Origin of the sequence: Arcicella aurantiaca, from assembly GCF_003148625.1 — a bacterium.
Taxonomy (GTDB): Bacteria; Bacteroidota; Bacteroidia; order Cytophagales; family Spirosomataceae; genus Arcicella; species Arcicella aurantiaca.
In genome coordinates this window covers 131,767-158,030 of the sequence record NZ_QGGO01000012.1, presented here as the reverse complement: position 1 = coordinate 158,030, position 26,264 = coordinate 131,767, and the positions used below count along the sequence as shown (strand labels likewise).

Genomic DNA, 26,264 nt, shown 5'->3' with positions numbered 1-26,264 from the left:
ACTTTATTGATTTTAGGGCGGATTGTTGGGTAAATATTTCTATGCAATCACAAAACTTGATTGCTACAAAAATTCAAGTTCAAAACTTTTGAAACACAGTAAGGCAGGCTACCGAGAGGGTATAGGAATTTCAGGAGCAGAGAAAATCTTTAAAATTTTCAAAGCAAGCACGAAATACCCTGAATCTCAGGATAGCGGATACGAATGTTTTAAAAGTGTTGTAAGGAAATAAGTCACGAAAGGTCTTTTGCGGCGGCGACCAGTCATCATGCCCTAAATCATTGAGTATAAGATTGATAAATTGAAGTAAGGAAACTTCAGGGGCGGCCAGAGCGGTGTTTCCTTCTATGTTTTTACCTAAAATTTGGGCAAAAACATTAAATCCATTTAGCTTTCAAGGGCGGGAAGCAAATGGCAAAATCGGCAATCGCATTCCTTTTTAAAGGGAAATACTGACTACTTGCTAATTTTAAGTTCAACTACTTGGCTAAAAATAAGGGACTTTTGCTCTACGTTTTCTTTATCTCTTAGGCGAAAATTGATAAAGAATCTGTAACGTTTGTATTGGAGTTTAGGTCGCAAATAAAACGATTTATTTCTAATTAACAAAGCATTTTATTCTTATTTTTTAAACAATCTTCAATCGGCGAAATCGAAGACTGCTACTGCATATAGAGCCAAAATCATGCCAATTTTCACTAAATGGATAGTATTTCAACTAAATGGACTTTTTGATTTTTTTTTTATAACCACTAATTCAACTATTTCAACAAGTGGGTAAGCATCTAAAATCCACTACATTATAGACGACCTTGCATTGAAAAAGTGACATAAAAAAAGTATTATTTTTAATAAATTTACAGAACGCTTTTGGAAGTAATTGATTGAAAAATTTAGTTTTAATCTAAAAAATCTCTTAATTCGTACTAAATATGTAAGCCCAATGTTTAACCAAATCTATCTGAAAACAAACTATCAAGATGCAAAAAAGTAGCCTATCATTTTATTTCTTCTTAGGAGTTATTCTATTCTGGAGTATTAATCACTCTTTCGCTCAGAACAAAAACTTCAAGAATACCAATGCCTACGATTCCAATATTCCCAAACAATATGTGAGGATAATCAATACGATGATTATGAAATCGGGAATTGCGGCAACTAATGCTGCCCGTATTCATGGATATGTCGGCATAACATTGTATCAAGCAATCAACGGTGGCTCTCCTACCTATCGTTCTTTAAGTAATCAAATCAATGGATTCACAAATCCACCTACTTCCAATAAACCTCTCCTTTGGGATGTTGTAGCAGACGAAACTATCAAAACGGTTACAGACAGCCTTTTTTCTTATTTATATCCAAATTTAGATGACTATAATTATATACGTAAGGGTTTGGATACCTTACATAAAAACAATGAGAGATATTTCAAGGCTGTCTATAAAAATCAAAAACAAGTGGAAGAATCTGCCTTTTTTGGCAGAAAAGTCGCTGAATATGTATATCAATATTCTAAAATAGATGGAGGTTTTCGGAAAAGTATCGAGGAAACGGTTGCTCGTGATTACACCCATTATGAAGCTCCAAGTGGTTCATCTTGGGATGATACCAAGACTCGTGCTCGTATTTCGATACAACCAACGTGGGGAAAAAACAGGACTTTTATTAAAGATGTTTATGAACAAACAAAACCTGCCAACCCAATTCCATTCTCAAAAGAACCCGATTCTGACTTCTATAAACAAGCAATGGAAGTTTATGAAATATCAAGACAATTGACCTTTGACCAACGGTTAATTGCTGAATATTGGCGTGATGAAGCCATTGTTTCTTATACTCCGGGAGGGCATACAATTCATATTTTAGTGAATGCGCTTGAGAAAGAAAAAGTATCATTGGATAAGTTTGCCTACGCTTATGCTAAAACAGGAATTGCCTTGAATGATGCTTTTATTTGTTGCTGGGAAACTAAATATTCAACTAATTGCATACGCCCAATTACCTATATACAAGAGGTTATCGACAAGCGTTTTAAACCGTCATTTTATACGCCTGCTTTTCCAGAATATACCTCTGGACACTCTACGCAATGGGGTGCGGCTTCAGAAGTGTTAAGCTCTATTTTTGGCAATGAATATGCTTTTGTTGACCAAACAGACTATTTAAGAGATAAATTAGTACCTCGAAAATTTAAGAGTTTTGATGAAGCTGCTCTGGAAGCGTCCATGTCTCGAATTTATGGAGGAATACATTTTCGTCAGGCTTGCGAAGTGGGCTTGGAACAAGGAAAACGTATTGGTAGAAGTGTAAATAGATTGAATTGGTTGAAGTAATTCAATAGACTTCCTGCGAAAGTGTTTTAAGATTGAAAAATGGTATATTTTCGAGTGAAAATAGCGGGAGTTTTGAAAGCATAGCAGAGAAATGGGGGATGCCCAATCTTGAAAAATTTTCGCTATTGGTAGCCGAAAAGATGTTGTTTTACGACTTAAAACACTTTCGCAGGAAGTCTAATATCTAATTCGTCGAAAATTGACCGCTATCAAGTATGATTTAGTGTCTTTATTAATCTAAAAAATACCCCATCAAAGCGATTTTGGTGGGGTATTTTTTTGCAACATCCCCTTTAAATCAATAAAATTTCATCATTTTATCCTAACTTGTCTAAGGAAATAAGCATCAAAAACTGAATAAAACGCATTATGTCAAATATAAAAATCGACCAATCAACGCAAATTCGTCAAGGTGAAGAACTAAATCTTGAAAAACTCAATGAGTATTTAAGCACTCAAATTCCAGATTTTGGGCAGATTTTGGGCATTGAACAATTTGCAGGAGGCTTTTCAAATTTGACATATTTGATAAAAACTGCTGAAAAAGAATACGTTTTACGTCGCCCGCCATTCGGAGCAAATATCAAATCTGCACATGATATGAGTCGAGAATTTAAGGTTTTGTCTTTGCTAAAACCACATTATCCGAGAGTACCACAACCTATTATTTTCTGCGAAGATGAGTCCGTAATGGGTTGTCAATTTTATATGATGGAGCGTGTAAATGGCATAATTTTCAGAGGAAAAGATGCTCTAAAAATGAGTATTTCTGAAACGATAATGCGTAAACTTTCAGAGAATTTGATTGATAATTTGGCAGATTTACACTTGCTTGATATTGAAAAAACGGGCTTGATTAATCTTGGAAAACCAGAAGGATATGTACAACGACAAGTAGAAGGTTGGATTGGAAGATACGAGAAATCGCAGACGGACGACATTCCTGCGATGCTTGAAATTGCGGTTTGGATGCGGGCAAATATGCCACGTCCACAAGCACCTGCCTTCCTCCACAACGACTATAAATATGATAATGTTCTACTAAATCCAGATGATTTGACGGAGATTCTTGGCGTTTTAGATTGGGAAATGTCCACCGTTGGCGACCCTTTGATGGACTTGGGAGCCAGCCTTGCTTATTGGTGTGAAGATGGAGACGGTCAATTCCTAAAATCATTCAATATCACGTGGTTGAAAGGGAATTTAACCCGTAAAGAAGTAGTAGAACGATACGCCCAAAAAACAGGCAGAGATGTATCAGATATTCTATTTTACTATGTTTTTGGGCTGTATAAAAATACGGTAATCATGCAACAAATCTATGCTCGATGGAAAGCAGGATTAACAAAAGACCCACGTTTTGGTGGCTTGATTTTGGGCATTCAAGAATTATCTAAAATGGCAATTAAAGCAATTAATCGTAGGAATTTGTAGTAAGATTAAGTCCGAAGTATTAAGTATTAGGTACAAAGTATTAAGTATTAAGAAACTAAATCTTTAGACTTAGTACTTCGGACTTTAGACTTAATACTTCGGACTTTAGACTTAATACTTCGGACTTAGGACTTAATACTTCGGACTTAGGACTTAGGACTTAATACTTTAGACTTATTTATCGCCAAAATTCCGCATCACGAATGAGCGTAAGAGCAACACCCGCCACAAGACCCGAAAGAATTAAATTCCAATCGTGCTTTTTGACTCTGAATAAATCTAACAATAACGAACTGATAGTCAGAGAAATAGCCACAATTACTAACTGTCCAATCTCCAACCCAAGATTAAACGCCAAAAGTGGTTGCCAAATACTTTCCTCCTTTCCCAAAAGACTACGCAGATAATTAGAAAAACCCATTCCGTGAATTAAACCAAAAATCATTGCCATTGGGTAGCGAAAGACCGACGGTTTTTCTTTGTCTAAAGAATATTCAGCAGATTTATGAAAAAAGTTGAGAATACACGTCAAAAAGATAGTAATTGGAATCAATAATTCAATCAATTTGGAGCTATAAGTAATAAGATTTAGCGTTGCCAAAGCCAAAGTAATAGAATGTCCAATAGTAAAAGCAGTCACTAAAAAAGCCACTTTCTTCCAATCTTTTAATCGAAAAATAGCACAAAGAGCTACTACAAAAAGAATATGGTCATAGCCATTAATATCGGTTATATGCTGAAAACCGAGCGGTAAATAAATTTCAAAATCAGACATTTGTGGTTAGTAAATATTAATAGTTATCGATGAAATAATGAATAGTATTTACAAATTTACACTTTTTCGCTTTAGATTGTTAATCAAAAAACAGTATTATTTAAAGATAAAACAGTAATTTACATTGGTATCAAAACTCATTTCATCACACAAAATCACTTCTATGAAACCCGACTTTATTATCATTGGTGCAGGTTCGGCAGGCTGTGTTCTTGCCAATCGTCTTTCCGAAAATCCTCAAATTGATGTGCTGCTAATTGAGGCGGGTGGAAAAGACAACAACATGAATATCCATATTCCTGCGGCATATTCAAAGCTCAATTATGATAAAAGTCTGAACTGGAATTTCTTTACAGAACCTCAAAAACACGTCAAAAATAGAAGAATGTACCAACCTCGTGGCAAGACTTTGGGCGGAAGTTCATCTATCAATTGCATGGCGTACATTAGAGGAAATAAAGAAGATTATAACGATTGGGAACGTTGGGGGAATACAGGTTGGAATTATGAAACGATGCTTTCCTATTTCAAAAAATCTGAAAATAATGAGCAGTTCAATAATGATTCCCATGGAACAGAGGGTTTATTAAATGTTACGCATAATCGAAATATTACACCTTTGGCAGAGGCTTTTGTGAAGGCAAATATTGAATGTGGTATTCCAGAAAATGAAGATTTTAATGGTGATAAACAAGACGGAGCGGGCAAATTTCAGTTTACTATTAAGGATGCCAAACGCCATTCTACTGCCTCCGCATTTTTAGTTCCTGCTTTGAAAAGACCCAATCTCAGGGTTTTAACGAATGCTTTAACCAAACAATTATTGATTGAAAATGACCGAGTAATTGGTGTAGAAATCATCAAAACGGCTTCTGGAACTACTGAAAAAATATATGTTAAAAAAGAAGTAATTGTATCGGCAGGAGCATTCCAAAGTCCACAAATATTAATGCTTTCTGGAATTGGAAATGCTGATTATTTAAAGGATTTTGGGATAGATTCAAAAGTAAATTTAAAAGGTGTAGGACAGAATCTTTCCGACCATCTTTTTGTCAATTTAATAGCACTTTGCAATCAAAGAGTAACCTATAATAATGCAGAGCGTTTTCCTTGGGTAATTGGTAATGCCTTTAATTATTTTGTCAATCAAAAAGGTCCATTATCGTCAAGTCCTTTGGAGGCTTGTTCATTTTTCAGAACAAACTCCAATCTCGACCGACCAGATATGCAGTTACATTTTGCTCCCGTTATGGGTGAAGATATTCACGATTATCCCAAACTGCCCAAAACAGAAGGTTTTATGATTCTGCCAACATTACTTGCACCCAAAAGTAGAGGTTACATAGGTTTACATTCTAATAAAGCTACCGATGCTCCATTAATAGACCCACAATATTTTTCAGATGCCAACGGAGACGATTTAGCAACCTTATTGAAAGGTGTTAAAAAGGCGAAGGAAATCTTATTATCAGATGCTTTTGCTCCATATAGAAAGGAGAATCAATTACGTTTTCCACTAAAATCAGAAACTGACCAAGAACTGATTGAACACATTTTGAATCATTGCGAAACCGTTTATCACCCTTGCGGAACGTGTACAATGGGCGTAAATGATGACGCAGTTGTTGCTCCAGAATCGTTAAAAGTGCGAGGTTTGGAAGGCGTAAGAGTTGTTGATGCGTCAGTAATTCCGATGGTAATTTCAGGAAATACCAACGCTCCAGTCATTGCGGTAGCAGAAAGAGCAGCCGATTTAATTTTGAATAGATGAATCAATTAGGCATGATTATCGTTAATTTTGAAATAAAGAAGTCAAAGCAAAACCTAACGACCAATAAATATGTTGCCAAAAACATTCTTAGAAGCTCTTTGCGAGAAACACTCAAAACCAAATACCTTTCCTGCGAATTCGGTGGTAAGAGAATTATTTACCGATATTATGCTTGCGATGTTCCCCGAACAGACGCAAAGACATTTTGGTTGTGTGGACGAACTTCAAGAAGCTTTTGACCAAATAGAATTGCGTTTAACTCGAATGTTACGGTCGATGCAACAACATTTGCAAGATGACCCACGTAAAATTGCGAGCAATTATATTCAACAATTACCCGAAATCTACCGAATCTTACTGACAGACGTACAAGCTATTATGGCTGGCGACCCCGCTGCTCAAAGCGAGTACGAAGTAATTAGGGCTTATCCCGGATTTTATGCCGTTATTTTTTACCGTTTGGCTAATGCTTTATTGAAATTTGACGTACCGATTGTTCCAAGAATTTTAACAGAATATGCTCATTCTAAAACAGGGATTGACATTCACCCAGGAGCAGACATTGACGAATATTTCACTATCGACCACGGAACAGGTATTGTTATTGGTGAAACTACGACTATCGGGAAAAATGTTAAAATCTATCAAGGTGTAACATTGGGAGCATTATCGGTCAGTAAATCAATGGCATCTATGAAACGCCACCCAACAATTGAAGATGGCGTAGTGATTTATGCAGGAGCAACCATTTTAGGTGGAGAAACCGTAGTTGGAGCAAATTCTATCATCGGTGGTAACGTTTGGTTAACCCGAAGTGTACCCGAAAACACCAAGATTTATCACCAAGAGCAAGTGAAGATTTTACAGTAAATATGTAACTTTGAAAAAAATACAATTATGGACACAATAAAAAAACCAAGATTACAATTGATAATCGAACAGATGTTGAGAGACAAGGAACTTATCAGCAGAGTTGGTGTAGAACGTGCTTCAAAAGAATATGGACTTAAATTTTCTATCCCTGAAACCTTATCTCACTTACCAAGAAGAAAACGATAGTGAGTTTTTCTTTACAACAGAGAATGGAGATGAATATGCCATTTATTTCCATGCAACAGACGGATATTTTCCAGAATTATCTTATGTAAATTCTGTTAAACTTTTTGGTTTTGATGTAAGCTCAAAAGTATCAGAAACGCTTTTTGACAAACGAATTTCTGATACAATTATAACTTCTGTTATTGATTTTTTGAGCGACGATAGAAATATACTTGTGTATGTTTGTAGTCAATCTGATAGCAGACAACGACATAGAAATCGACTTTTTAATCAATGGTATCGGGAATACAATCAAAATAAGTTCTTTAAAGGTGATATTACATTTGATGGTGATACCTTTGTTTCTTTTATTACATCAAGAAAAAACCCTTTCATGGGAGATTTTAATCAGGCTTTTTTCAATTTTGGTAACGAATACAAATGACAATATTAGATTTAGTGGGCAATACGCCTATCGTAGAATTAAACAGAATTAATCCGAATCCTAACGTTAAGATTTACGGAAAATTAGAAGGACATAACCCAGGTGGTTCAGTAAAAGACCGTGCAGCATATAGCATGATTAAAGGTGCTGTGGAAAGAGGGGAAATCGAGCCAGACATGAAACTGATTGAAGCTACTTCTGGAAACACAGGTATTGCCTTAGCTATGATTGCACGTTTGTACAATCTTGATATTGAATTGGTGATGCCTGAAAATTCTACTCGTGAGCGTGTACTCACGATGGAAGCATTTGGAGCGAAAGTAATTTTAACGCCTGCCGAAGAAGGCATTGAAGGTTCAAGAGATTATGCAGAAGCCCAAATGAAAAAAGGTGGATATTTCATGCTTGACCAATTTGGAAATGCAGACAATTACTTGGCTCACTACCGTTCAACTGGTCCTGAAATTTGGAATGATACTAACGGAGAAGTAACACACTTTGTGAGTTCGATGGGAACAACAGGTACAATCATGGGAACATCAATGTATTTGAAACAACAAAATCCTAAAGTTCAAATTGTGGGTTGTCAACCAACAGAAGGCTCTAAAATTCCGGGCATTAGACGTTGGTCGAAAGAATATTTACCAATGATTTTTGATGCTGCTAAAGTTGATAGAATTATGGATATTTCTGAAACCGAAGCTCGTGAAATGGCAAATCGTTTAGCCAAAGAAGAAGCTATTTTTGGTGGAATGAGTAGCGGAGGTGCAGCCGCAGCCGCAATCAGATTAGCTCAAGAATTAGAATCTGGTGTAATCGTATTTATTGTTTGCGACAGAGGTGACAGATATTTATCAAGCGATTTGTTTGGACAATAAGATTTGTGCTAAAAATAAAAAAGCCTTGTTGATTAAGTTCAACAAGGCTTTTTTTATTATTTCCGCTGATAAATTTCTCCTAATTCAAAACTAAAATCTATGGAATTAAAATGAACATGATGATTGAGCTCTCTCTCTTTTATTAATGACCAATGGTCTTCATTTTCTCTTCTATAAATCTCTATTTCGGGAGTGTCTGTTGAAACTAAAACATATTCTTGTAAAGTTGGAATCGTTTTACAAGCAATAAATTTATCAGATTTATCATAAACCGCTGTACTTGGCGACAACACTTCTATAATCATTACAGGATTCATCAAATTATCCATTTTCTCATCTTCTCTGAAAATTGGCTTTCCATCACTCACCACAATATCAGGATATATAAAACCCTGACTAATAGGATTATAAGTTCTCATATCATTCTGAAAGACATCTTTATTTGATTTACGAAGGTGAAACCAAATAAGGGCAAATAAACTACCCGCTAATAAATTATGTTCGTATGATGCTCCAGCCATAGGTATAATACTTTGAAAAAGGAATTCATGCTTCGTAGAACTATTTCTTTCAAAGGATAAATAGTCTTCAATTTCTACTATATTTTCTATCTTAATCATAGTCTGAAATCGTTTGTTTTATTGATAATACGAATATACAAATTCTTGTACTAAGCACAAACAAAAAAGCCTTGCGGGTGGGCAAGGCTTTTTGTCAATTTGGACAACATATTACTAAAACGATGAAGTATATTCTTTTGTTTCATGCTTGAAAAATTATTAGATTATTTTTCAATTTAATTACTTCTTAAAAACTACCTTCAAATTGTCGTCTTTTTCTTCTTGAAATTTCTACTTCATAACCATCAGTCAGTAAGAGTTGAGAATTATAGGAGTCGTGTTTTACAATACATTGCTGATTGACAATAAAACCCCGATGAACTCTCAAAAAACCCTTACTTTCTAATTGGTTTTCATAGTATTTAAGTGTGTGTGATGTAAGACGTTGTGTACCATTTTTGAGATAAAAGCAGGTATAATTAGAAATACCTTTTAGCATAATTATCTGATTGATGTCGATAACTTTCTTTTTACGTTGGTCAATTGTCAACAAGTCATCTTTGTATATTTTAAAATTTTCCATATTTAGTGTGTGAGTGATACTATTGCATATAAGTTATTAAAATTCTCACAGGTCGGCTTAATAAAGCTGATGCTGGTGCCGTTGTACCTGCTACTCTTTCCACATAAATATTGGTAGCATCAAAATAATGACTAAAACCATAAGCACTTGATGTAGTATTTTGCGAACCTTCATAAGTAGGTGAAGAATATTGTAAAACCGTACTTGTGGTGCCTTGTCTGCCTTCTACAATGACACTAACAGCTATAATTTTTGTCCAGTTTAATCCATGTGCAAAAGAAGATGTTGGTGTAACAGACGAACCATTCAGTGTCCCTGTCAATAATTTGTATTTAACCGCAGGTGAAGAAGATGTTACCCCTGAAGTAGTAGTAGTGGGTTCGTCACCTAATTTAGTGAAACCGTTAATGGTGAAAATTCCATTATTAAAGCCAAACATATTGGTAGTAACGGGAGTGGTAGCATTGGTGAAATCATAATGTTTCCAGACAATACCACTGGTATTCTGAAATGGAGCAGGCGTAGTTTCTTGAACAATCGAAAATGTATTTGTAGGCATATCAAAACGAAGAAAGGATGTGGAAGCTCCTTTGAAATGTAATAGAGACTTATTAAAGTTCGATGTACCGTTCGATACAAATTGCTGAGCATCTATTCCGCCTGTATAACCAGTTGTCGTTAGTCTATTATTAGTCATGTCAAGCCCAAAATGATTTACAATGGCCCATGTACTTCCTGTATAAAAATAATACACCCCCAAAGAAGTAACATAAACCAACATTCCACTTACAGGTGATGGAATAGCCGTTTGTGCTGCCGAGATAGTTGTATAAGTAGGCACATTGATAGCGGGTGTACTTCCGCCTCCTGACGAAGCATTTCCCAAAATAACATTTCCAGAAGCATCTACCGACAATACTTTGGTAGGTGTTGTGGCTGCCGACGATGACGAATTTAAGTTCGTAAATTTCAAACCACTTGTTCCTGCCGATGGCGAAGTAACCGTAAGTCCGGGGCTAATGGTCATGGGTTGCTGGGCAATTGCTGACAGACTGATATTTATAAATAGAATTAATAAGAATATTTTTTTCATGAGTAAAGTTCTTTTGTTATTTGATGGTTCAAAACTACAAACTCAATCATCTTATTTTTAAACCACTTCACGAACCGTCATTAAAGCGTTATGAAACGTACATTTGGATTCATAAACCGTTTTGAGTATTTTGCATTATAAATAGGTATTAGGTTTTAGAGATTAAGCATTAGTGAAAGAAGTGAATAATATTAAATTGATTGCTTCTCTGATAACCAAAACCTAATTTTCAAAACCACATTAAAATAGTATTTCTCTTTATGACTCTCAACGCCATCATTGTTGATGACGAACCCGCAGCTCGCTCCATGCTTCGGCAAATTATCACTGAACATTGCCCAATGGTTAATCTGGTAGATGAAGCTCCTGATGTGAAATCGGCAGTGAAACTTATTAACAAACACGCCATTGACCTTGTATTTTTGGATATAGAAATGCCCGAAGAAAATGGCTTTGCTTTATTCGAGTATTTCAACCAACCTACTTTCGAGACTATTTTTTGTACTGCTTATTCAGAATATGCTTTGCGTGCTTTTGAGGTTTCGGCGGTGGATTATATTTTGAAACCTATCAGTATTTCAAAAGTGATTTTAGCCGTAGAAAAAGCGATAAAACTGGTTGGGCAAAACCAAATCATTCAACGTGTAAGTGCATTGAAAGAGAATTTGAGTGTGAGCAAACTCCAAAAAATTGCCCTCCCGATGGCAGACAGCTTAGTTTTTGTTCAGTTAGAAGACATTTTTTTCTTTGAAGCCGACGGTTCATATACCCACGTAATTACCCGAACAGGCAAAACCTTAGTAAGCAAAAAAATCAAGGAATTTGATGAATTATTGAGTAACGATACTCGCTTCTATCGGGTACATCGCTCCTATCTTATCAACACGCATCAGATTGTGAAGTACAATAAAAAAGACGGAGCAATGATAGAATTTGCGAATGGCTTTTCAGCTCCAGTTGCTCGTGAGAAGGTAAAGGAATTTGATGAATTTATTTCAGATATTAAAGTGTAAACTCCGATGAAAAAAATATATTTGTTGCTAATACTATCTTTTTTGAGCATCAATAATTTTGCTCAAACGGCAAAAGATAGTTTATTAACCCTTCTGAAAAAGCATCCACAACAAGATGTTCAAAGATGTTATATCCTGCGAGAATTAAGACGAAACGAAGTACGTAATTTTGAAGGCGGTATTGAATATGACAAAGAAGCTTGTCGCATTGCTCTAAAAAATATCCCCACGATAAAGAACAATCCCAAACTTATAAACGAATATAAATCCTTTATTTCTGATTATTATTATAACCAAGGTATTGTATATCAAGATGATAATGATTTGAAAAATGCTGAATTATTCATGCTAAAAAGCCTAAGAATTGAACAGGATATTAAGCGATATACGGACTTGGGATGTAGTTATAAAGCTTTGGCAAGTATATATCTGGACAAGGGCAATGTTGAGAAAGCCGAAAAAAATTATTATGAAAGTATTAAATTCCTAAAACTCAGAAAAGGCGATATTGTAGAGGAAAACAACTATTTAATTGATGTTTACGATAATCTGGCAAATATCGATTACAACCGAGGCGATTTTAAAAAAGCCATACATTTCATGTATGAAAAATTAAAAATTACCACTGAGGAGAAAACCAATTATAACTATAATAAAAAAATCAACACCCATAATATTGCAGCCACTTACAATAAATTAGGTTTTTTCTATGGAAAAGAAGGAGAAGACCAAAAGGCTCTAAATAGCTTTAATACAGCATATAGAATAGAAAAAACAATTGATAATAAGCAGGGAATAGCATCTATTTACCGCAATATTGGTACATTTTTCCTCGATAGAGACAAGCTAAATCAAGCCAATAAATACTTCGATTTATCTTCAAAGTTCGCAACTTCTGATATTATTATTTATTCAAATATAGTCTCAAAAGGGAAGCTGTATTTAAAGAAAAATAACCTCGATAGTGCCGAAACTTTATTGAACAAAGCTTATAAATATGCCTTTGAAAATGAAATAAAAGCTATTCTTTCAAAATTATATCCTGATTTAGCTCAAGTTTATTTCAGAAAAAACAATGTGGTATTAGCTAAAAAATACGCCCAAGAAGGTTTGGCATTGGCTCAACAAAAAACAAACGTATTAGACGCTAAACAAAATGCAGAGTTGTTATATGTAATTAATAAAAATAGCAACAATAAGGATGAAGCCTTAAAAATGCTTGAAATCACCTATGCGTTAAGTGATAGTATCAATAGAAATGAAAACAAAAATGCAACTCTAAAAGGTGAATTCAAGTATGAAACCGAGTTGAAAGAAACGCAAATAAAGTCTCTCGCTCAACAAAAACAAATTTCAGAACTCGAATCTAATCGTAAAACGACCTTCATTTACAGCATTTTGGGCGGAATTTTAGCTTTGTCTGCCATTGCATATTTCTTGTTTACAAGGTTTAGAGATAGAAAAGAAAACGAGTTGTTAACAACCCAACTCGAAGAAGCAAAACGCCGTATTGAAATTGAACAAAAAGCTACCGAAAGTGAGTTGAAAGCCCTAAAATCGCAAATGAATCCGCATTTTATGTTCAATGCCCTCAATAGTATTCAAGAGCAATTTATGTATGGCGATAAAGTGCAAGCTAACGAGCAAATGGGCAATTTTACGTATTTGACACGACAAATTCTAACAGTTTCAGGTAAGAAAAAAATTAATCTTTCTACCGAAATAGAAATTCTAACAAAGTATCTGGAATTAGAAAAAATGCGATTTGCCGAAGGATTTACCTATGAAGTAAATTTGAGCGATAATATTGACGAAGACTACCATCAAATTCCGCCCATGCTGATTCAACCTTTTGTAGAAAACAGTATTAAACATGGGCTTTTACATAAACAGGGCGATAAAAAATTAAGCATTCGTTTTGATTTGGACGAAACCGAAGAGAATCTAATTTGTGTAGTAGAAGATAATGGCGTAGGACGTGAAAAATCAGCCGAATTTAAAAGTAAGCGTGTTCAACAACATGAATCGTTTTCGAGTGTAGCGACAGAAGAGAGACTAAAACTTTTGAGTAACAATATCAACGGCAAAGATTTGGTGATTTATGAAGATTTGAAAAATGATGACAATGAAGTTACAGGCACAAAAGTAACGCTTACCATTGCTTTAGGATAAAACAATAAAAAATCCCGTTTTCAGATTGAGAACGGGATTTCTTATTATTACAATTTACTATACATCTGCACTTTGCCATCCATATCAGCAGAAACGACTAACAAAACTCTTCCTTTTTTGCCTCCAGCATAATCAAAAAGTTTATCGCCTGCATCCATTGCAATAGTTGTAACGATATTTTTTTGTAATCTATAAGAGCTATTTCCTCCGCCATTGTAAACAGTTACTTCGTCACTTGTGTCATTTTTGATTTTAATTTTAATACTTCCTCCAACCAAAGTTGCCTTCACCGCAGATACTGCTTTGGTATTTTTATGAGCAATTGAAGTCATTGATACTAAAACCAATAACATAAGGAGTGATAATACTTTTTTCATGATAATATGTTTTGATGTTAAATTGATGAAACAAATTTAAACTGTGGTTTTTCAAATATGATAACCAATCCATGAAGTGAGGTTTCAGTAGCATGAAATGGGCTTTTGAGTCTATAAAAGGGAAAATATAATGCCTTTCACGATTAGCTTTTGTTAATCATTCGTGATTGTCATTAAATTTTCGGAAATTTGTTATGGTTATTCGTAAACGGTTTATTGATATACCCATGTGATTGAAAAGATTAGTGTATCATTTATTGAGTTATCCCCTTCGCTTTTCGCCAATCGCTTTTTCGCTTAATTTTAACTAAAACAATGCGTCTTCATCGTCCTTTAGTCTTGGCAACTGTTAAAGCCTTGCAAGAAATATTCCTTAACGACAAACCTCGTCAGGCTGACCGAGTTATTGAGGCAACTCTCAAATCTAACAAGCAATGGGGCAGTCGTGACCGTGCTTTTATTGCTGAACACACCTACGAAATTGTGCGAAATTGGCGTTTGGTGCTTTTCGTGAATGAAATGCAAGCCGATAAACTTCGTCCGCAATTCTTTTTCCAAATGGTAGGTTCTTGGCTTTTGATAAAAAAACAACTGAATCCAGAAGGAGACAATATTGATTTTTTACCAAAATGGGAAGAATTCTCTTTCGTTGACGAAGCTAAAACGTTGGCTCGCTTAGAAGAAGCTTTAAAAGTTCGTAAAATTAGAGAATCTGTTCCTGATTGGTTAGACGAATTGGGAGAAGCAGAATTAGGCACAGAAAAATGGACTGCCGAAATTACAGCTATGAATCAGCAAGCTCCTGTGGTATTGAGAGCCAATTCTTTGAAAACAAATCAAGACCAATTACAAGATTTATTGAGCGATATTGAGATTGGAACTATCATTCCTGATAATTTACCCGATGCTTTAATCTTGAAACAAAGGGGGAATATTTTTAAGACTGAGTTTTTCAAAAATGGACTTTTTGAAGTTCAAGATGCTGGTTCGCAGTTAATTGCCCCATTTTTAGATGTAAAACCCGGCATGAGAGTTATTGATGCTTGTGCAGGTGCGGGCGGAAAAACTTTGCATCTGGCGTCGCTTATGCAAAATAAGGGACGTATCGTGGCTATGGATGTGGAGGATTACAAACTCACAGAGTTGATGAAACGTGCCAAACGAAATGGCGTAAATAATGTGGAAGTAAAATTAATTGAACCAAAAACGTTAAAAAGACTCCAAGAAAGTGCCGATAGATTATTGTTAGACGTTCCTTGTTCTGGTTTAGGCGTAATTCGTAGAAATCCAGATTCAAAATGGAAACTTACCCCAGAATTCATTGATAATCTTCGTAAAATTCAGTGGGATATTCTCAGTAATTACTCAGCCATGCTGAAAAAAGGCGGTAAAATGGTATTTGCCACGTGTAGTTTATTACCTTCAGAAAGTGAAGCTCATGTACAAAGATTATTAGCAGAACAACCTGATAAATGGGAATTATTGAAAGAGCAAAGAACCTCCCCTGCTACTGACGGTTATGATGGATTTTATATGGCTTGTTTATTGAAGAAATAGGAAATTATTTATCTTCCTCAAAACCACCAATTAAGTCTTCAAAAGCTTCTACAATTTCATCTTTATAAGGATTGTCTTGCCTGATAATCAGTGAATTGTAGTAGGTTGTGTTTTGTTTGGAATCAACAATTGAGTTATCTATTTTGAGGAATTTTTCGTGATTAAATTGATTAAACCATCGGTCAAATTTACGAACTCTTACCAAATGTTTTCCGTCTGATGTATCACAAGTATAGATAATTATATTCTGCTTATTTTTGAAAAAATCCACAAAAATAGAAGCAATTGTAATAGAAACTAAAGGGTCAAAGGGTGTATTTTTAGGAGAATTTGCAGATAGTTTTATTGAGAACTCATAACAGTAGTGTGACCAAATATATTCTTCTCCAAAAATATATCCTGTAGGTTTGAATTCAATTTTGTAGAAAACTTGAAATGTTGTTTTGAAAAAATATGAGAACGTTTCGTCATCAATAAAATCATATTCGTACTGTTGCATTTTGGGTTATTGATTAATTAAACTATTAGATTGAGGTATTTCTGGAAGAATTTTATCCAAAATACTATTGGTTTCTCTGTAATTTGTAGCAGATTGTCTTACTATCTTAAGGATTCGTTCTCGTTCCTCTTTTGATAATTTCTTTTTAGTTTCCATATTCATTAGTATTTGATAATCAAAGATATAAACAAAATATTGTTTCCAAAAATTCATCTCAAATTCCATGCAAATTCAAGATTTCGATAAAATTATCCAAAAACGTCGTTCCGTTAGAGTCTATGATGAAACTGCTCCTTTTGATGAAAGCGTCGTCAAACGTGGACTCGACCGTGCTGTGCTTTCTCCTAACAGTAGTAATATGCAGCTTTGGGAATTTTATTGGGTAAAATCGCAAGAAGTGCATGATTCCCTCACAAAGGCGTGCATGGGACAGTCAGCAGCGAAAACGGCAAATCAATTGGTGGTTTTTGTAACTCGTCAGGATAAATGGAAAGAGCGTGCGAAATGGAATCTTGCTAATTTGGAGAAACAATTTGAAGGCAAAGAATTAACCTCTCGTGACAAAAGAGCTTTTGATTATTACCGAAAACTAATGCCTTTGGTTTATCGTTACGACCCATTCGGATTGAATACTTTATTACGAACAATCATCGTATTTTTTATGGGTTTCAGCAAACCATTTTTACGGATTAGAAACAATGGCGACCAACGAGTAATGACGCATAAATCTTGTGCTTTGGCGGCTCAAACTTTTATGATGAGTTTAGCGTCGGAAGGATATGACACTTGTCCGATGGAAGGATTTGATTCTGATTTAGTCAAGAAAATTTTGAAACTACCATCAATCGCAGAAATTACCATGATAGTTGCTTGCGGAATTGGAAAACCCGAAGGAATTTATTCTGAAAGATTAAGAGTGCCAAACGAAAAGGTCATTTTTGAGGTATAAAAACCTATTTTCCTTTAGTCTGTTCATCAACAAACAGACTAAAGGAAAATACACTTATGGCACTTTTACCACAATTCTACTTTGGTTATAACCTGCCATTACGCCTAATCCATTTTCAATATTAGAATAAGTCAACACAGGTTCAGCAAAAGGATTTCCATTGGCTTTTCTGATTTTATCAATCGCCGTATTGTAATAATAATAGGCTTTATCGGTGTTGGCAACGTAAATTTCTACGTACTTTTCAGTAGGAGTTACCGAAAGATTATTCCCACCTTGACCGCCACCATTGGGTCCTCCACCTCCACCGTTATTTCCTGTTCCTCCAAAAGTCCCCCAGTTATTATAAGACTTTAAATCAAATGCTTGAGCCAACAACGTTTGATTCTCTTGACCTTTATCAGCAATGTATTCATATTTTGTCGTCCAATTTATCCGCAATTTGGTATTACTTGAAGCGTCTTTATAAGTTCCTTTTTGGTAAAAAAATTGCCCAACACTATAAAAACTTTCTTCATTCGGAATATCCACAAATTTTACTCCAATGCTTGGATATGAAATAGGATTTCCACGACGGTCAGTGCCTGCAAGTATTTCTTGCGTAGCAGAAATATTCTTTTCCGCTACTACTTTAACAGGTATCGAGCAAGAACTTTGTACTGAAGGAAAATTGGGGGCGGATATTCGTAAACTGTACGTTTTTCCTGTAATAATAGGAAAGTTCTTTGTTGATAAGTAATACCTCGCCCGAGTGGTGTAAACATATTCTCCATCAGCATCATAAGAAGAAGGCAATTGCTTCGATAAATACGGAATTGTTACTGATTTTTGTCCGTCAGAAAGCACCACGGTAGCATTCGGAATATTGGGATAACGCTCTGCCCCTTCCACAATATCACCAATAACGGGAGCTGTTTGAGTTACAGAAACTTCAATTAAAGTATCTTGCGGAGACAGAAAACATTGCACCACCAGACGGTCAGAATACGGAATATCAATATCCGTCACCAAACTTTTGCAAGAGGAAAATGCAAGTATAAATGATATATATGTAAGTATTTTTTTCATGACAAAATAATAAAATTTATGAGATTCAACACTAAAACCTAACCCCTAAAACCCAACCGAGCGACGGTCGTCCCTATCTTTAAAATTTAAAACTATAAGAAAACGCAGGTAAAAGCGTAAAGATTGAATACTGAGCTAAAGTTTTTGTGGTAATTCCCGTTGCTGCATTATTCGTACTTTTAAAATCATAGAAATATGGATTCCGACGATTGTAAAGGTTATAAACACTAAATTCCCAAGTACGTTCATGGCGTTTCATTTTCTTATGAAATTGAATACTGGCATCTAAACGATGGTAGGGTGCGGCACGATAACTGTTTCTTTCGCCATAATCTGGCAATTCTCTAAACTCTCCACGATAATTGATTGCGGCAACTCCCGCTTGGTCAACACCTGCAATTTTATATCCTGAACGATACGTGGCATCTGGCAAGGTAATGGCATTTCCTGTTCCATAAACCCAAGTTGCAGAAAGCGTAATGCGTGGTTTTAATTGGTAAATTCCAACAATTGAGGCATCATGGCGACGGTCATATTTCGCCCAAAATTCTTTTCCAAAATTGAGTTCATCAAATTGATGGCGAATCCACGAAAGCGTATAACCAACCCAACCCGTTAATCGTCCAGCTTTTTTCTGAACTAAAAATTCACTCCCATAAGCCCAACCTTGTCCAGCCGTAACTTTATCTTCAAACGGAATAACATTCACCTGACTTCTCGCCAAACCTTGTGGCCCATCAATCGAAAGTGTTGCAAACGTACTACCTTCTTTATAGGCAATGATATTATCCATCTTTTTGTAATAGCCTTCCAACGTAAGCGTTAAACCTTTTTCGGGTAAATCTTTTGCTAAACCAAAAGCCACTTGTTGCGAGCGTTCGGGTTTTACCAAACTCGTAGAAGGCACCCAAAGGTCAGTCGGTAAACCTACTCCCGAATTTGAAAGTAAGTGAATATATTGGTTCATTTTAGCGTAAGAAGCCTTTACTGCCAAATTGTTAGGCAAAGTCAAAGCCACAGAAAGACGTGGTTCTGGATTTTGGTACGACACCGTATTGGTCGTAAAAGAAGTAAAACGAAGTCCTAAATTAATACGTAAATTAGAAAACGGACGGTAAGTGTCCTCCATATATGCACCTGACTCCACGGCATCAATAATATCCGTAGATTCTCGAATAGTATTCAACGAACTATCCGCCACCACCAAAGCCGAAGGCGTAAAACGGTGTGCCGTAGCTTGTACACCAAATTTAATACTATGCTGAGAATTTGGGTAAAAATCAAAATCTACTTTCGCTCCAAAATCTCGAATACTACTGCTATAACTCAAATTATAGAGTGAAGTATTAGAAGTTAAAATTGAGCCTTTATTTTCAATGGAAGTTTCAAATTGATAAGAACTGTGAATCAAGGAAACATTAGAAAACAGTTTTTCATTGAAAATGTGATTCCAACGCATTGTACCTGTTGCATTTCCCCAATTCAAACCTGCATTATTGGTTCTATTCAACTGAACATCCGCAATTACGCCTTTATCTCTTCCAAAATATCCACTCAAAAATAAACGGTTAGTATTGTTAAAATCATAATTGACTTTGGCATTTAAGTCATAAAAATAATAGGTACTTCCTGCATTTTGAGTAGGGATAAACAATGCCGCAGGAATATCCACATAGGTACGTCTGCCCGAAACCAAAAACGACGAACGATGATTTTTAGAAATAGGTCCTTGCACTACCAAACGGCTCGCAATTAAGCCAATTCCACCTTCTACTTGCATTTTTTCTTTGTTACCATCTTTCATTTGCATCTCAATGACAGAAGATAAACGTCCACCATATCGTGCAGGAAAACCGCCTTTGGTCAACTCTACACTTTTGAGGGCATCACCATTGAAAACTGAGAAAAACCCGAATAAGTGATAAGCATTATAAACAGGAGCATCATCTAAAATCAAGAGGTTTTGGTCGGCACCACCGCCACGCACGTAAATACCCACGTTTCCTTCTGAGCCTTTTTGCACTCCGGGCATTAGTTGTAATACTTTCAAAACGTCCTTTTCACCCATAAAAGCGGGAATTTCTTTGATTTGTTGAACGGGAATTGACACCTGACTCATTTGAGCCGTTTCAGAAAGTTTTTGTTGTTGAGGGCTACTTGCCAAAACCTTCACTTCGTCTAACTGACGATTTTCGGGGGGCAATTCAATATTAATCGTCTGACTTTTGAGCGATGTAATTTCTTTTACATTTTGTAAATAACCAACAAAACTGAATACCAAAGTTATTTTTTCGTTGGTATTAACGGTAAGAGAATAAAAACCATAATTATTGGTTTGCGTACCCATTTTTTGTCCTTGCACATAAACGCTAACCCCTGGAAGTAACTCGCCACTACCCGATTCTTTGACCGAACCACTAATGGTTATTTTAGTATTTTGGGAGAAAATATGAGTAATGAGAGAAGAGAAGAAAATAAAAAGCAGTAAAGTTTTTTTCATAAAAGCATTGTTTAAAGAGTTTATTATTAGATTGTGCCGATAAGACTACACAAAAAAGGCTTGATATATTGTTTTAATCCAAGAATAAATATTAAATTTTACACACCATTCTAAATGGTAATTTACAAAAAAGCCCCTTCCCAAACAGAGAAGAGGCTTTTTCTATTTACAGGAAAGATTCCTGTGTCACAATTATTTTAAAGTAGCCACAGCCGCTTTGATACGCTCGCAGGCTTCAATTAACTGTTCGTCTGCCGCAGCCGTTGAGATACGGATACAGTTGGGAGCTCCAAAACTTGAACCTGCAACCGTTGCTACAAAAGCACCTTCCAATAACCACATTGAGAAATCATCTGAATCTTTGATAGTTGTTGTTCCGTCAGATTTTCCGAAATATGCACTAATATCTGGAAAAGCATAGAATGCTCCGTCAGGCATATTTACTTTAAATCCTGGAATTTCACGTAACAAACCTACCACCAAGCCACGACGACGGTTATAAGCGTCTTTCATTTTGTATGCTTCTTCCAAAGTACCGTTGAAAGCAACTGTTGCAGCTTTTTGAGCGATAGAGTTTGTACCAGAAGTTACTTGTCCTTGCAATTTTTCAACACCATCTGCAATCCATTTGGCAGCAGCGATAAAACCAATTCTCCAGCCAGTCATAGCGTGTCCTTTTGCCACACCATTCACTGTAATTACTTGGTTTTTGATTTCTGGAATTGACCCAATTGAGAAATGTCCTTCTTCTGTAAAGTTGATGTATTCATAGATTTCATCAGCCATTACATAGATATTTGGATGTTTTGCCACGATAGCACCAATCGCTCTCAACTCAGCCTCAGTATAAACTGAACCAGTTGGGTTATTTGGCGAAGCAAACATAACCAATTTAGTTTTTGGTGTGATTGCCGCTTCAAATTGCTCAGGAGTTACTTTGAAGTTATTATCAAAAGCACCATCAACAACTACTGAAACACCATCTGCTAATTTTACCATTTCTGAATAAGAAACCCAATATGGCGAGAAAATGATAACTTCTTCACCGGGATTAACCAAAGTAGAAATTACATTTGCCAAAGAGTGTTTTGCACCCGTAGAAACCACAATATTTTCTGGTCCCCACTCAATATTATTATCACGTTTTAACTTATCGGCAATCGCTTTGCGAAGGTCAGGATAACCAGCTACTGGCGAATACCCGTGAAAACCATCATCAATGGCTTTCTTAGCGGCATCGCAAATGTGCTTTGGGGTTTTGAAATCAGGTTCACCTACTGAAAGGCTAATAACTTTGTGTCCCTGAGCAGCAAGTTCACGGGCTTTTTTGGTCATCCCGAGTGTTGCAGACTCTTCCAGTGCATTAATGCGGTCGGCGAGCGATACTGTTAAACTCATTTTTGTTTAATTGTTTTAATGAAAAAGCTTTGGACTACTTGTCCCTAAAAATTGTGCAAAGTTAGGGCTGATAGATGGGATACAAAAGAAAAAAAAGGTTTTTATGGGAAAAGCATTATTTTATTAGTGCTAAATTTGTTTTCTATGCTCGTTATTAGATACTTGATGTTCGTTATTCGCCTATCAAGTTCCAAACATCGAGCATTAAAAAGCAACATCCAAATAAACAGACTCTTCATGCAAACACTTCTAATCCTCATTTTTGTCATTGGCTACTTAGCCATTGCTTTTGAACATCCCATTAAAATAAACAAAACAGCAACAGCTTTACTTACAGGCGTTTTGTGTTGGACTGTTTATATTGTTTCAGAGCATGAACCGAATATTGTTTTGGGCGAATTATCGCATCACTTAGCCAGTGTTTCTGAAATCCTTTTTTTTCTTTTGGGTGCAATGACCATCGTGGAATTAATTGATGCTCATCAAGGATTTAAACTCATTACTGACCGTATCACCAGTCGTAATAAAGTTACGCTATTGTGGCTTATTGCTATGATTACCTTCTTTTTGTCTTCTATTTTAGACAACCTAACTACGGCAATTGTCATGGTTTCTGTTTTGAGAAAACTAATTAAAGAGCCAGAAACTCGAAAATTATTTGCAGGTGTAGTTATCATTGCTGCCAATGCTGGTGGAGCTTGGTCGCCAATTGGTGATGTTACGACCACAATGTTATGGATTGGTGGACAAATTACCCCTACCAATATTATCAAAATGTTACTAATACCAAGTTTAATTTCATTAATAATTCCACTTATCTACTTGACTTTTAAGATGAAAGGCTCTGTTCAGACTAATAAAACAGATGAAAATGCTGAAGATAACATTCAGGAATTAGTCATTAAAACCCAAAACTCTGTTATCATGCTTTTAACAGGACTTGGAACGCTCCTATTTGTTCCAATTTTTAAGACAATCACACATTTGCCTCCATATATGGGAATTTTGTTAGGACTTGGGGTGGTTTGGGTAGTTTCAGAAGTCTTACATTCTGGTAAAGACGAAGAAGAACGTCATCCATTTACGGTGGCTCATGCTCTGAGTAAAATTGACACATCAAGTATTCTTTTTTTCTTAGGAATTTTAGTTGCTATCGGAGCATTAGAATCTACGCATTTACTTTCAAGTTTAGCAAAATGGATGGATAATACCATTGGTAATCAAGACATTATCGTTGTGGTGATTGGTTTAGCGTCGGCAATTATTGATAATGTTCCGTTGGTGGCGGCTTCAATGGGAATGTATGATTTAGTTCACTTTCCAACAGATTCAAAAATTTGGGAATTTATGGCTTACTGTGCAGGAACAGGAGGAAGTATTTTAATCATTGGTTCAGCAGCGGGTGTTGCAGTAATGGGTATGGAGAAAATTGACTTTTTGTGGTATCTCCGCAAAATCTCATTCACTGCCTTAATTGGATATTTTGCAGGTGTTTTGACGTATTTAGCAATCTTTGCCTTACTACATTAAAAGCAAACAAGTCACAAAAAAAGCGAGATTTACTCAAATGTAAATCTCGCTTTTTTTTGAAAGAATATCTAAAATCTATAATAAATCATCCGCTTTTACAGAAAATTTAATCTGCTTTTCTCCTGCCGAAGAACGAAGTTTTACTAAATAACTTCCTCCGTTTAAAGAATAAGCAGGTTTTAAAATCACGTCATTATTGTCAGAAAGTTCAAATTCGCAAGGAACACCTAAACCTGATTCTGTACTCATTAAAGCCGTTAAATTTTTACTGTCTTCAACCATCACTCTCACAATACTCGACTCTCCACTTTTAATAATTGAAACAGGGCTGGTTGGTTTTATAGCCATAGTAGAGTAAACATAAACTTCTCCATCATAATCATACTCCATAATTCTATAATACTCAGTATTACGCAACATTTTTACATCGGTAAAAGCAAATTGTAAACGTTGAGGTTGGTCTCCATTAACCGTTTTTTTGACATCAATTTCCCTAATATCGAAAAAAGTATCATTGTCTTTACTGCGTTGAACGATAAACCGAGCAGATTGATGTTCTTCTTGGCTTACCCATTTTATCACAACACGGTTATCAGGATTAATAACAGTCTCCATCAAAATTTCTTTATTTGTGCGGGCTTTCGGAGACTGAGCAATAGAAATATTGCTTACTAATAGACAAGTTACTGCCGCCACAGTAAGTTTAAAAAGTATTTTCATTATGAATGGCTTAATAATAAGGATTGTAAATAAAACTGTTAGGAATATCATATTCAACTCTACAAATTGGCGGAAGTGAAAGTTGACTTAATTTAAACATTTCGTAAACAATACTTATGACATGAACTAATTAATTTTCGCACATAAATATATAAATTTTCAACGAAACCTTTATACTAAATTTATTTTATGGTAAAATTAATATTAATTTATGGTGATAAAAAAATTATATTCCCAATAATAATCCACTTTTATCTGAACGTAGAAAAACTGACAACTACAAGGTTGTTAGTTGCTTACGAACCGTATGGTTTTACATATTTTCCTAAAATAATCCCAATAATCATAAACGTTATTGATAGGTAGCCTACCCATTCATAATGTAAAAGTGTTCCATCAGCGGCTTTTTGAACTATTAATCCACCAACAAATGACGCCGCCCCAGAGCCTAATTGTACCATCGAAGAACTGATACTTGTGAAACCTCCACGTTGTTCATTATCAACCACTCCAGACACAATGGCTTGCATCGTTAAAGTTCTGCCATTGGCAAATAAAAAGAAGAGCGTCGTTATAGAAAGAATAACTACTAAACTTGCTCCCGTATAAAGATTCGTCATCAAATAAACAGGTATCAAAAATAATGTTCCACAAATAGCAAAAACCAAGTATTTCCCCTTTTTATCAGCTAATTTCCCTACAATTCTGGCACTTACAATGGTAACACCTCCTCCAATTAAATAAATTAATGATACATTATCAACCGACATTCCAACGTTAATTGTCAAATATGGACTCAAAGAAGGAATTGTACAAAAATGCCCAAAAATGACAATCACCGATAAAAGTAAAGCCTTTATTTGATTAGAATCTTTCCCAATATTAGTTAAAATTGCCAATGGGCTTGGTTTAGTTAAAGAGGTGCTTATATGACTGGTAAGATTTGGTAAGTATTTGTAAATCAGTATTAAATTCACAGAACCAACCGCTACAATAAAGACAAACGGAATATGCCAACTTATGGTTGATGCCAAATATAAACCCAACGGAACGCCCAAAACCGAAGCCGTAGAAAATGCAGCCATAATAATAGCCAAACCTTCAGCACGATGTTCGTAACTTGTAATATCTCCTGCAATGGCTATCACTTGCGAACCCAATACTCCACCAAAAACGCCGGCAATGATACGTGCCACCATCAACATTTGGTATGTAGGAGCAACAGCACAAGCTAATGTTCCAACTAAAAGTCCGATGTAAGCAATTGTTAGCACATTTTTACGGTCAAATTTATCTACAAAGAAAGCAGCGATAAATCCACAAACTCCCGCACTTATAGAATAGGCAGAAACTAAAAAACTATATTCTCTGGCGGTAAGACTAAACTCTTTCATGATAATAGGTCCCATCGGCATCATTATCATAAAATCCATAATGTTGGTAAACTGTACACACGCTAATAAATAAAGTATTATTTTTTGGTCTTTTGTCATGTTTGTTCGGTACATGGTAAATGGTGAACGGCACACGGTGAACGGTAAAATTTGACTGAGAATCCATTTACCTTTTAC

The 26,264-nt window shown here is 35.6% G+C and carries 22 protein-coding genes; 11 read left to right on the top strand and 11 right to left on the bottom strand.

Annotation, left to right across the window (positions count from 1 at the left end):
* Positions 1–980: 980 nt before the first annotated feature.
* Together LV89_RS12970 and LV89_RS12965 are read left to right on the top strand one after the other, a co-directional pair.
* Complete coding sequence (locus tag LV89_RS12970) at positions 981–2,333, top strand: vanadium-dependent haloperoxidase (RefSeq protein WP_109743328.1); 1,353 nt, start codon at positions 981–983, stop codon at positions 2,331–2,333.
* A gap of 369 nt (positions 2,334–2,702) precedes the next feature.
* Positions 2,703–3,767, top strand: a complete 1,065-nt coding sequence (locus LV89_RS12965; protein ID WP_109743327.1) for a phosphotransferase family protein — start codon at positions 2,703–2,705, stop codon at positions 3,765–3,767.
* Positions 3,768–3,945: 178 nt separating this feature from the next.
* On the opposite strand, the gene LV89_RS12960 is transcribed toward LV89_RS12965, so the two are convergent.
* Entirely contained in the window at positions 3,946–4,542 is a 597-nt protein-coding gene (locus LV89_RS12960) for a HupE/UreJ family protein (protein WP_109743326.1), read from the bottom strand.
* Positions 4,543–4,705: 163 nt separating this feature from the next.
* Between LV89_RS12960 and LV89_RS12955 the strand changes: the two genes are divergently transcribed.
* The 4 genes from LV89_RS12955 (at position 4,706) to cysM (ending at position 8,674) form a co-directional block, all read left to right on the top strand.
* Positions 4,706–6,313: a GMC family oxidoreductase gene (locus tag LV89_RS12955; RefSeq protein WP_109743325.1), complete on the top strand. Its 1,608-nt coding sequence runs from the start codon at positions 4,706–4,708 to the stop codon at positions 6,311–6,313.
* A gap of 69 nt (positions 6,314–6,382) precedes the next feature.
* Positions 6,383–7,183, top strand: a complete 801-nt coding sequence (locus tag LV89_RS12950) for a serine O-acetyltransferase (RefSeq protein ID WP_109743324.1) — start codon at positions 6,383–6,385, stop codon at positions 7,181–7,183.
* 130 nt (positions 7,184–7,313) lie between these two features.
* Positions 7,314–7,796 (top strand): DUF6169 family protein, encoded by a 483-nt coding sequence (locus LV89_RS12945; RefSeq protein WP_109743323.1) that lies wholly within the window; start codon positions 7,314–7,316, stop codon positions 7,794–7,796.
* Positions 7,793–8,674: a cysteine synthase CysM gene (cysM, locus tag LV89_RS12940; RefSeq protein WP_109743322.1), complete on the top strand. Its 882-nt coding sequence runs from the start codon at positions 7,793–7,795 to the stop codon at positions 8,672–8,674. The genes LV89_RS12945 and cysM overlap by 4 nt, the downstream gene beginning before the upstream one ends.
* A gap of 56 nt (positions 8,675–8,730) precedes the next feature.
* Here cysM and LV89_RS12935 read toward each other — a convergent pair whose 3' ends face one another.
* From LV89_RS12935 to LV89_RS12925, 3 genes are all read right to left on the bottom strand, one after another.
* Entirely contained in the window at positions 8,731–9,294 is a 564-nt protein-coding gene (locus LV89_RS12935) for a Uma2 family endonuclease (protein ID WP_109743321.1), read from the bottom strand.
* 187 nt (positions 9,295–9,481) lie between these two features.
* A complete protein-coding gene (locus LV89_RS12930; protein ID WP_109743320.1) occupies positions 9,482–9,817 on the bottom strand; it encodes a LytR/AlgR family response regulator transcription factor in 336 nt (111 codons plus the stop codon).
* A gap of 19 nt (positions 9,818–9,836) precedes the next feature.
* Positions 9,837–10,910: a hypothetical protein gene (locus LV89_RS12925; protein ID WP_146199157.1), complete on the bottom strand. Its 1,074-nt coding sequence runs from the start codon at positions 10,908–10,910 to the stop codon at positions 9,837–9,839.
* Between the two features lie 260 nt (positions 10,911–11,170).
* On the opposite strand from LV89_RS12925, the gene LV89_RS12920 reads away from it, so the two are divergent.
* Together LV89_RS12920 and LV89_RS12915 are read left to right on the top strand one after the other, a co-directional pair.
* Positions 11,171–11,923 (top strand): LytR/AlgR family response regulator transcription factor, encoded by a 753-nt coding sequence (locus tag LV89_RS12920; protein WP_109743318.1) that lies wholly within the window; start codon positions 11,171–11,173, stop codon positions 11,921–11,923.
* A 6-nt stretch (positions 11,924–11,929) separates the two neighbouring features.
* Positions 11,930–14,095, top strand: a complete 2,166-nt coding sequence (locus tag LV89_RS12915) for a tetratricopeptide repeat-containing sensor histidine kinase (RefSeq protein ID WP_109743317.1) — start codon at positions 11,930–11,932, stop codon at positions 14,093–14,095.
* A gap of 47 nt (positions 14,096–14,142) precedes the next feature.
* On the opposite strand, the gene LV89_RS12910 is transcribed toward LV89_RS12915, so the two are convergent.
* Positions 14,143–14,472 (bottom strand): hypothetical protein, encoded by a 330-nt coding sequence (locus tag LV89_RS12910; protein WP_109743316.1) that lies wholly within the window; start codon positions 14,470–14,472, stop codon positions 14,143–14,145.
* A 315-nt stretch (positions 14,473–14,787) separates the two neighbouring features.
* Here LV89_RS12910 and LV89_RS12905 point away from each other — a divergent pair, with 315 nt between their 5' ends.
* On the top strand, positions 14,788–16,029 hold the full coding sequence (locus tag LV89_RS12905; protein WP_109743315.1) for an RsmB/NOP family class I SAM-dependent RNA methyltransferase: 1,242 nt from the start codon (positions 14,788–14,790) through the stop codon (positions 16,027–16,029).
* Between the two features lie 4 nt (positions 16,030–16,033).
* On the opposite strand, the gene LV89_RS12900 is transcribed toward LV89_RS12905, so the two are convergent.
* The gene (locus LV89_RS12900) at positions 16,034–16,528 is read right to left on the bottom strand and encodes a DUF6169 family protein (RefSeq protein ID WP_109743314.1); all 495 of its coding nucleotides are present in this window, start codon (positions 16,526–16,528) and stop codon (positions 16,034–16,036) included.
* A 223-nt stretch (positions 16,529–16,751) separates the two neighbouring features.
* On the opposite strand from LV89_RS12900, the gene LV89_RS12890 reads away from it, so the two are divergent.
* The gene (locus tag LV89_RS12890; protein ID WP_109743312.1) at positions 16,752–17,477 is read left to right on the top strand and encodes a nitroreductase family protein; all 726 of its coding nucleotides are present in this window, start codon (positions 16,752–16,754) and stop codon (positions 17,475–17,477) included.
* A gap of 54 nt (positions 17,478–17,531) precedes the next feature.
* Here LV89_RS12890 and LV89_RS12885 read toward each other — a convergent pair whose 3' ends face one another.
* The 3 genes from LV89_RS12885 to LV89_RS12875 all read right to left on the bottom strand — a co-directional run bounded on the left by LV89_RS12885 (position 17,532) and on the right by LV89_RS12875 (position 22,443).
* Entirely contained in the window at positions 17,532–18,545 is a 1,014-nt protein-coding gene (locus tag LV89_RS12885; protein WP_109743311.1) for a DUF4249 family protein, read from the bottom strand.
* A 79-nt stretch (positions 18,546–18,624) separates the two neighbouring features.
* Entirely contained in the window at positions 18,625–21,045 is a 2,421-nt protein-coding gene (locus LV89_RS12880) for a TonB-dependent receptor (RefSeq protein WP_109743310.1), read from the bottom strand.
* A gap of 192 nt (positions 21,046–21,237) precedes the next feature.
* Complete coding sequence (locus LV89_RS12875) at positions 21,238–22,443, bottom strand: pyridoxal phosphate-dependent aminotransferase (protein ID WP_109743309.1); 1,206 nt, start codon at positions 22,441–22,443, stop codon at positions 21,238–21,240.
* 237 nt (positions 22,444–22,680) lie between these two features.
* On the opposite strand from LV89_RS12875, the gene nhaD reads away from it, so the two are divergent.
* The gene (nhaD, locus tag LV89_RS12870; protein ID WP_109743308.1) at positions 22,681–23,973 is read left to right on the top strand and encodes a sodium:proton antiporter NhaD; all 1,293 of its coding nucleotides are present in this window, start codon (positions 22,681–22,683) and stop codon (positions 23,971–23,973) included.
* A gap of 75 nt (positions 23,974–24,048) precedes the next feature.
* Here nhaD and LV89_RS12865 read toward each other — a convergent pair whose 3' ends face one another.
* Together LV89_RS12865 and LV89_RS12860 are read right to left on the bottom strand one after the other, a co-directional pair.
* Positions 24,049–24,693, bottom strand: a complete 645-nt coding sequence (locus LV89_RS12865; protein WP_109743307.1) for a hypothetical protein — start codon at positions 24,691–24,693, stop codon at positions 24,049–24,051.
* 296 nt (positions 24,694–24,989) lie between these two features.
* Positions 24,990–26,186: an MFS transporter gene (locus LV89_RS12860; protein WP_158279579.1), complete on the bottom strand. Its 1,197-nt coding sequence runs from the start codon at positions 26,184–26,186 to the stop codon at positions 24,990–24,992.
* Positions 26,187–26,264: the final 78 nt, after the last annotated feature.